A 7,117-nucleotide genomic window follows, 5' to 3' on the forward strand; every position below is an offset into this window, starting at 1 on the left:
TACACGGATCGGCGCTGAGCTTGCTACCGTCTCGCTGCGCGCGGCGCCTGCTACGCTCGGGCTGAGACGACAGCGGGATGCCTTGCGGTGATGCGATCCTTTCGGCCAAGATGCCGGGGCCGCCTGTGGCGGCATTCCTCTGGCCACCAAACGAGACCTCATGTTCCTGCTGATTGCCTTTGCCGCTCTCTCTATCGGCGTCTCCTTCCTCTGCTCGCTGCTCGAGGCGGCGCTGCTCTCGATGACACCCAGCTACGTAGCCCAGGTGCGTGAGACCAACCCCAGGCTGCACGCCAAGCTCAACGATCTGAAGCGCAACATCGACCAGCCCCTGGCGGCGATCCTCACGCTCAACACCATCGCCCATACGGTGGGCGCCACCGGCGTCGGGGCCCAGGTCACGGTGGTGTTCGGCGAGGCCTGGCTGGGTGTCGCTTCGGCGCTGATGACGCTGCTGATCCTGTTCGTCTCCGAGATCATCCCCAAGACCATCGGCGCCACCTACTGGCGCCAGCTCTCCCCCATGCTGGCCTCCACGCTCAACGTGATGGTGTGGAGCCTGAAGCCGTTCATCTGGTTGTCGGAGCAGATCACTCGGCGCATCGGCAAGGACGCCATGGACACCGATATGCGCGGCGAGATCATGGCGCTGGCGCAGATCGGCCAGGAGGAGAAGGCGCTGGACCCCGAAGAGACCCGAGTCATCGTCAACATCCTCAACCTGCACGACATCACCGTGAGGAGCGTGATGACCCCGCGCACCGTTTCGGTGACGGCCAAGGCCGGCATGACTCTGAAGGAGTTCGACGAGACATGCGGCACCTCTCCCTTCACCCGCTTCCCGGTGATGGACGGCGGCGAGCAGGCACTGGGCTATATCCACCGGGCCGACACCTACAACGCCGAGGACGATGTCGATCTCAAGTCTCTGATGCATCCGGTCAAGACAGTGCAGGACGAGGAGAGCGTCGAACAGGTGTTCATGGCGATGGTGCAGGATCGCCAGCACCTGTGCGTGGTCTACGACGACCACGGCACCTGGATGGGCCTGATCACCCTGGAGGACGTCATCGAGACCATCCTCGGCCAGGAGATCGTCGACGAGACCGACAACGTCGCCAACCTGCGCAAGTACGCCCGCCAGCGCTGGACCAAGAGCCTCAAGAAGACAGAGGAGTAACTGGCTCCCACGCCGTCTATTTTTGATAACGATTATTGTTTGTATAATGGCGCTTTCCTCGGATCCGGTGGTCTCGCCATGCCCTCCTCCCTGGCCCGGCTCTACGTCGGCCCCCTGCAGCACCTCGCCCCGCCGCCGATCGAGCCCGCGGCGCCCCTCGGCATGCCGGCCCGGGACCTGCTCGACCCGGCCCGGCTGGACGCACTGCTGACGCGTTTTGGCGTCCAGTACGGTCGGGGGGATCGCCGGGCGGTGGCCTCGCTGTGGTCGAAGTGGCACTTCGCCGCCCTGATCGCCCATGGCCTGGCGGCCAACCTGCTGCTCGAGCGCGACCTGCCGCTGGGCCTGGACGAGCTTCATCTCGCGCAATCGCCCGAAGGAAAGACCACCGGCCTGGTGCTGCGCCATGCCGGCCGCCCCCTGGCCGAACTCGATCCCCACTCGCGCTTCGCCACCCTGCTCGATGCCCACCTGAGTCCGCTGATCGAGGCCCTGGCCGCGGTCACCGGCGCCTCGCCCAGGGTGTTCTGGAGCAACGCCTGCAACTACCTCGAGCACTTCGCCGGCGCACTGGCCGACCATCCCATGGCCGCACCGGACGTGAGCGAGCCCGCGAAGGCGCTGATGGCGAGCCCCACGCTGCCCGACGGCCGTCGCAACCCGCTCCATCGCCCGGTGCGCTACGTCGAGGGCGATGACGGCGCCCCCCGGCGGGTGCGTCGCCTGTGCTGCATCCGCTACCTGATCGATGAGCTGGGCGTCTGCGGTAATTGCCCGCTGGCCTGCCGAGGCCGGGCCCGTGCCGCCGAAACATGCTGACCGCCTCACCAGCGCCAGGGCCCACCCCGTTGCCGGGGTGGGCCCTGGTGGCATGCCGTTTACGACGAATAAGGATCAGTAGCGCCAGGTCAGGTTGGCCATGACGTGACGCGGTGCGCCGTGGAAGGCCTGGTCCCACTTGAGGCTGGTCAGGTACTCCTCGTCGGTGACGTTGTTGACGTTCAGCGAGCCGGTCAGGCTGTCGCTGAAGTCGTAGCTCGCCATCAGGTCGACCAGGGCATAGGCCTCCTGGCGCGTCTTGCCATCCGCCAGGTCGCGGTCGCGCTCGATCTCATCCTGCCAGCGCAGCCGTGCCCCCACCTTAAGGGCATCCAGGGATGCCGGCCGATAGCTGGTGGTGGCGCGCACCAGGTGGCGCGGGATGTAGGTGTTGGTGGCGTCGCCCTCGGCGTCCTCGACCTCCAGGTAGGTATAGCCGACGCTGGCCTGCCAGCCCGGGGCCAGCTCGCCGGCGAGCGTCGCCTCCACCCCTTCGCTGGTGATGCCGTCCCCGCCCGCATAGAAGGCGGTGCCGTCCGGCCGGGTACCCGCCGGCTGGGCCACGTTGTCCTGCTCGGTGCGGAACAGCGCCAGCGAGGCATCGGCGCCGCCGTCGAACAGGTCGGCCTTGAGCCCGACCTCCTGGCTCGCCCCGTCGACGGGATCGAGGTAGTCGCCGTTGCGGTCGATGGCGGTCTGGGGCTGGAAGATCTCGGTATAGCTGGCGTAGAGGGACGCCCGGTCGGTGAAGTCGTAGATCAGGCCGGCATAGGGCGTCAGCACCCGGTCGTGGTCGCTCGCCTGGGAGACCCCGTACTGCTCGCCGGTGGTGTCGGCCCAGCTCAGCCGGGCACCCGCCACCGCGGTCCAGCGCTCGGCGAGGTCCAGCTTGGCCGCCCCATAGACGCTGCGCTCCTTGACCGTGGCATCGCCGCCATTCCCATCGGATGCCACCCAGGCATCGGGCTCGGGGTAGCGGCCGTTCCAGTCGTCCAGCGGCGACAGCCCCTGGCCGCCCGCGTCGAAGTCCGCCGTGGGATAGCGAGACTCCTGCTGGTTGCGGCTCTGGCTCCAATCCGTGCCCAGAACCAGCTGGTGGCTGCGCCCGAAGGCCTCGATGTCACCCTTGGCATGCAGGTCGGCCACCCACTGCTCCAGGTGGCGGTCATACTGGCTGAGGGTCAGCTGCTCCTCGGCGATGCGCCCCGTCGTGGCATCGGGCGACCCGTAGATATACAACAGCTGGGTATCGGAGAGCATGTCCAGGTGGGTGAGCGTCCCCTTCAGCGACCAACGCTCGCCGAGGGCCTGCTGCACCTCGAGGAAGCTGCGCCGGGTCTCCACGTCCCAGTAGGACCAGTCGGGTGCCGAGGAGGTCTCCACGTCATAGTCGGTGGGGTTGCCGGCCGAGTCATAGAGCGGCAGCGAGCCCCACATGTTGCCGTCGGTGTCGTTCTGCTGCCAGGTGTGACCCAGGGTCACCAGGGTGCTGTCGCTGACATCGGCCTCCAGCACGCCATAGAGCAGTCCCCGCTCGCGGCTCAGCCGGTCGAGGTAGGAGTCGCTCTGCATCCCCGCCGCCACCAGGCGCCCGCGAATGCGCCCCGCATCGTCCAGGGGCCCGGCCACATCGGCCTCCAGGCGCCGCTGGTCCCAGGCGCCGACGCTCGCCGACACCGAGGCCTGGGGCACATAGGTGGGTCGCTTGCGCACGAAGTTGACCGTCGCCGCCGGATTACCCGAGCCGGACATCAGCCCGGTGGCGCCGCGCACCACCTCCACCCGGTCGTAGATCGCGGTGTCCATGTCGCCATGCACGTTGTTGTAGGGCATCGGCACGCGCACCCCGTCGACCTGGAAGTTGGAGATCTCGAAGCCCCGCGCCGTGTAGTAGGTGCGGTCCGTCTCCAGGCGCTCCACCGTGACCCCGGGCGTGCTCTCCAGGATGTCGTTGGTGGTGTCCAGGTTGAAGTCGTCGATCTGGGCCCGGGTCACGGTCGACACGGACTGAGGCGTCTCGCGGGGCGTCAGGTCGAGCCGGGTCGCGGTGCTGGTGAGCGGCACCCGGTAACGCTCCGTGCCCTCGGTGATGACCGACAGGGCCTCGGCCTCGACGGTCAACGTATCAAGTTCCTCGGCGGAATCGGCCTCTTGGGCCAGCAGGGAAGGCGAGCAGAACAGGAAGGCACCGGCGGTGGCCAGGCCAAGGGCCCGGCGAACGGCCTGGGCCAGGGGGTCGACCCCGAACGGGTGGGCGGCAGTCTGGAACATGGGTGAGCATGCCTTGGGTTCTTGTGTGCGAATTGAACGCGCATGGTAATCACTATCATTTATTCAAACAAGTAGGAATTTTTCGCATCTAGAGTGGTGCTCATGGCCAGGACCTTATTGATACGCATTTTCAACACGGGTAAGGTAGCGCCCATCGCCCGCCCCGTCCGGGGCCCGCCGAAGGAGCGTCCTGCATGTTCGAACTGCGCGGAGCCGGTTTCGCCATCGCCGACCGGCCGCTGCTTGCCGCCACCGACCTCACTCTCGAGGGCGGCCGGGTGCATGGCCTGATCGGTCACAATGGCTCGGGAAAGTCGACCCTGCTCAAGCTGCTGGCCCGCCAGCAGCCGGTGAGCCGGGGCGAGCTGCACTTCGCCGGCCGGCCCCTCTCCCGCTGGGGCCAGCGCGAGTTCGCCCGTCGGGTGGCCTACCTGCCCCAGCAGCTGCCCGCTACCGAGAACCTGCTCGGCCGCGAGCTGGTGGCCATGGGCCGTTACCCCTGGCGCGGCCTGCTGGGCCGGCACACCCGCGAGGACGAGGCGGCCATCGATCGCGCCATCGCCGCCACCCACACCGAGGCCTTCGCCGACCGCCTGGTCGACACCCTCTCCGGCGGCGAACGCCAGCGCGTCTGGCTGGCCATGCTGCTGGCCCAGGGCAGCGATTTCCTGCTCCTCGACGAGCCCCTCGCCGCGCTGGACATCGCCCACCAGGTGGAGGTGCTGGCGTTGATCCGCCGGCTCAGTCAGACGCTGGGGCTCGGCGTGGTGATCGTGCTGCACGACGTCAACATGGCGGCGCGCTACTGCGACCACCTGGTCGCCCTGCATGGCGGGCGCGTGCTGACCCGGGGCACCCCGGCCGAGCTGATGGACGAGGCCACCCTGGAGGCGATCTACGGCATCCCCATGCGGGTGATGGCGCATCCCACCGGCCAGCATCCCGTCGCTCTGGTCCATGCCTGACGTGCCCGCCCGGCTGCTCCGCGGACTCGTGCCTGTGCTGCTGGCCCTGGCACTCGTGCCGATACCGCGCGCCCTGGCCCAGCCGGCCATGGCCACCCTCGACTGGACCCTGGCCGAGACCCTGGTGGCGCTGGGCGTCACGCCGGCCGGCGTCGCCCAGGTCGACGCCTACCAGGCCTGGGTCGGCGCCCCGCGCCTGCCCGAGGCCACCGTCGATCTCGGCCTGCGCAGCCAGCCAAATCTGGAGCTGCTGGCGAGCCTCGCGCCCGAGCGCATCCTGATCTCGCCGATGTTCGCCAACCTGGCGCCGCGGCTGTCGCGCATCGCCCCGGTCACTACCCTGCCGTTTTACACCCGGGGCCGCGAGACCTGGCCCCAGCTGCTTGAGCTGACCCGTAAGGTCGGTCGCCTGGCGTCGCGGGAGGCGGCCGCCGAGCGGCTGATCGCCGAGACGGAGACGCGCCTCGCGGCCCAGCGGCAGCGGCTACCCGCGCGGGTGCCGCCGCTGCTGGTGGTGCAGTTCATGGACGAGCGCCACGTCCGGGTGTTCGGCGCGGGCGGCCTCTACCAGGCCGTGATGGCCCGCCTGGGGCTGGAGAACGCCTGGCGCGGCGAGACCAACGCCTGGGGCTTCTCGCTGGTGGGCCTGGAGCAGCTAGCCGGCCTGGAGGCTCGGCTGGTGGTGGTCGAACCCTACCCGCTGGGCGTCGAGGCCGCTCTGGACGACAGCGGCCTCTGGCAGCAGCAGCCCAGCGTGCGCGATGACAGCCTGATTACCCTGCCCCCGGTATGGAGCTTCGGCGCCCTGCCCTCGGCGCAGCGCTTCGCCGAGCATCTGGTGGCCGCCCTGGAGGAGGCGCCCCATGACCACTGAGGCCGCCCGCCGCCACGCCCCTGCCCTGGTCTGCCTGCTGCCGGGCCTGGCGCTGATGGCCCTGGTGCTGGGATCGCTCGCCGAGGAGGGGCTGTTCGATGGCCTGCGCGCGCTGACCACCGTGACGCCGGCAAGCGCCGAGGCGCTGGTGCGCCACTACAGCTGGTGGCCGCGCCTGGCCATAGCGCTGCTGGCCGGGGGCGGGCTGGCCCTGGCCGGGGTGCTGATGCAGCAGGTGCTGCGCAATCCGCTGGCCGCCCCCACCACCCTGGGGGTGGCCAGCGGCGCCAACCTGGCGCTGATGGCCGCCACCCTGCTCGCCCCCGGCCTGCTGCTGGTCGGGCGTGAATGGGTGGCCCTGGCCGGCGGCGCGGGTGCCATGGCGCTGGTCTTCGCCCTGACCTGGCGCCGCGGCCTCTCCCCCGCGGTGGTGGTCCTCGCCGGCCTGGTGGTCAACCTCTACGCCGGGGCGCTGGGCATGGTGCTGTTGCTCTTCCACCAGGAGACCCTCAAGGGGCTGCTGATCTGGGGCGCGGGGTCGCTTTCCCAGAACGGCTGGCATGACGCCGCCTTCCTGGCCCCGCGGCTGCTGCTGGGCGCCCTGGCGGCCTGGCTGCTGCTGCGGCCGCTGACGGTGCTCGAACTCGACGACGCCAGCGCCAGGAGCCTCGGCGTCTCGCTGAAGCACCTGCGCCTGGCGGGGCTGGGGCTGGCGGTTTTCCTCACCGGCTGCGTGGTCAGCGTGGTGGGGGTGATCGGCTTCATCGGCCTGGCGGCGCCCAATATCGTGCGCCTGGCCGGGGCGCGCCGCCTGGGGGCGCGGCTGGTCTGGTCGACGCTGCTCGGCGCCCTGCTGCTGGCCACCACCGACCTGCTGCTGCAGCGCTTCGCCGGCAGCCTGCCCACCCTGCTTCCCACCGGGGCCACCACGGCCGCCCTGGGGGCGCCGCTGCTGCTGTGGCTGATCCCCCGGTTGCGCCTGGAAGCCGGCCGCCCGCCCGCCAACGC

6 protein-coding genes are annotated in these 7,117 nt (G+C 69.7%); 5 read left to right on the plus strand and 1 reads right to left on the minus strand.

Translation table 11 applies throughout. The features are described 5' to 3' along the window. Nucleotides 1–160 precede the first annotated feature (160 nt). Entirely contained in the window at nt 161–1,180 is a 1,020-nt protein-coding gene (locus tag LWH48_RS15175) for a CNNM domain-containing protein (RefSeq protein ID WP_232913200.1), read from the plus strand. A 78-nt stretch (nt 1,181–1,258) separates the two neighbouring features. After that, nucleotides 1,259–1,999 carry a siderophore-iron reductase FhuF gene (gene fhuF, locus LWH48_RS15180; RefSeq protein WP_232913201.1) on the plus strand — a complete coding sequence of 247 codons (741 nt, stop codon included), beginning with the start codon at nt 1,259–1,261 and terminating at the stop codon, nt 1,997–1,999. A 75-nt stretch (nt 2,000–2,074) separates the two neighbouring features. Here fhuF and LWH48_RS15185 read toward each other — a convergent pair whose 3' ends face one another. Next, on the minus strand, nt 2,075–4,270 hold the full coding sequence (locus LWH48_RS15185) for a TonB-dependent siderophore receptor (protein WP_232913202.1): 2,196 nt from the start codon (nt 4,268–4,270) through the stop codon (nt 2,075–2,077). Between the two features lie 194 nt (nt 4,271–4,464). Between LWH48_RS15185 and LWH48_RS15190 the strand changes: the two genes are divergently transcribed. From LWH48_RS15190 to LWH48_RS15200, 3 genes are all read left to right on the plus strand, one after another. Next, nucleotides 4,465–5,235 (plus strand): ABC transporter ATP-binding protein, encoded by a 771-nt coding sequence (locus LWH48_RS15190; RefSeq protein ID WP_232913203.1) that lies wholly within the window; start codon nt 4,465–4,467, stop codon nt 5,233–5,235. Next, on the plus strand, nt 5,228–6,109 hold the full coding sequence (locus LWH48_RS15195; protein WP_232913204.1) for an ABC transporter substrate-binding protein: 882 nt from the start codon (nt 5,228–5,230) through the stop codon (nt 6,107–6,109). The genes LWH48_RS15190 and LWH48_RS15195 overlap by 8 nt, the downstream gene beginning before the upstream one ends. Beyond that, nucleotides 6,099–7,117: iron chelate uptake ABC transporter family permease subunit (locus LWH48_RS15200; protein WP_232913205.1), on the plus strand; the 1,019-nt coding region annotated here is incomplete at its 3' end. The genes LWH48_RS15195 and LWH48_RS15200, both read left to right, overlap by 11 nt.

It is taken from the genome of Halomonas sp. G15 (genome assembly GCF_021282295.1).
Classification (GTDB): Bacteria; Pseudomonadota; Gammaproteobacteria; order Pseudomonadales; family Halomonadaceae; genus Halomonas; species Halomonas alimentaria.

Bases quoted from the DNA above. Each gene is read 5' to 3' on its own strand.
- LWH48_RS15175 (WP_232913200.1), top strand. From the start codon at position 161: ATGTTCCTGCTGATTGCCTTTGCCGCTCTCTCTATCGGCGTCTCCTTC.
- fhuF (WP_232913201.1), top strand. From the start codon at position 1,259: ATGCCCTCCTCCCTGGCCCGGCTCTACGTCGGCCCCCTGCAGCACCTC.
- LWH48_RS15185 (WP_232913202.1), bottom strand. From the start codon at position 4,270: ATGTTCCAGACTGCCGCCCACCCGTTCGGGGTCGACCCCCTGGCCCAG.
- LWH48_RS15190 (WP_232913203.1), top strand. From the start codon at position 4,465: ATGTTCGAACTGCGCGGAGCCGGTTTCGCCATCGCCGACCGGCCGCTG.
- LWH48_RS15195 (WP_232913204.1), top strand. From the start codon at position 5,228: ATGCCTGACGTGCCCGCCCGGCTGCTCCGCGGACTCGTGCCTGTGCTG.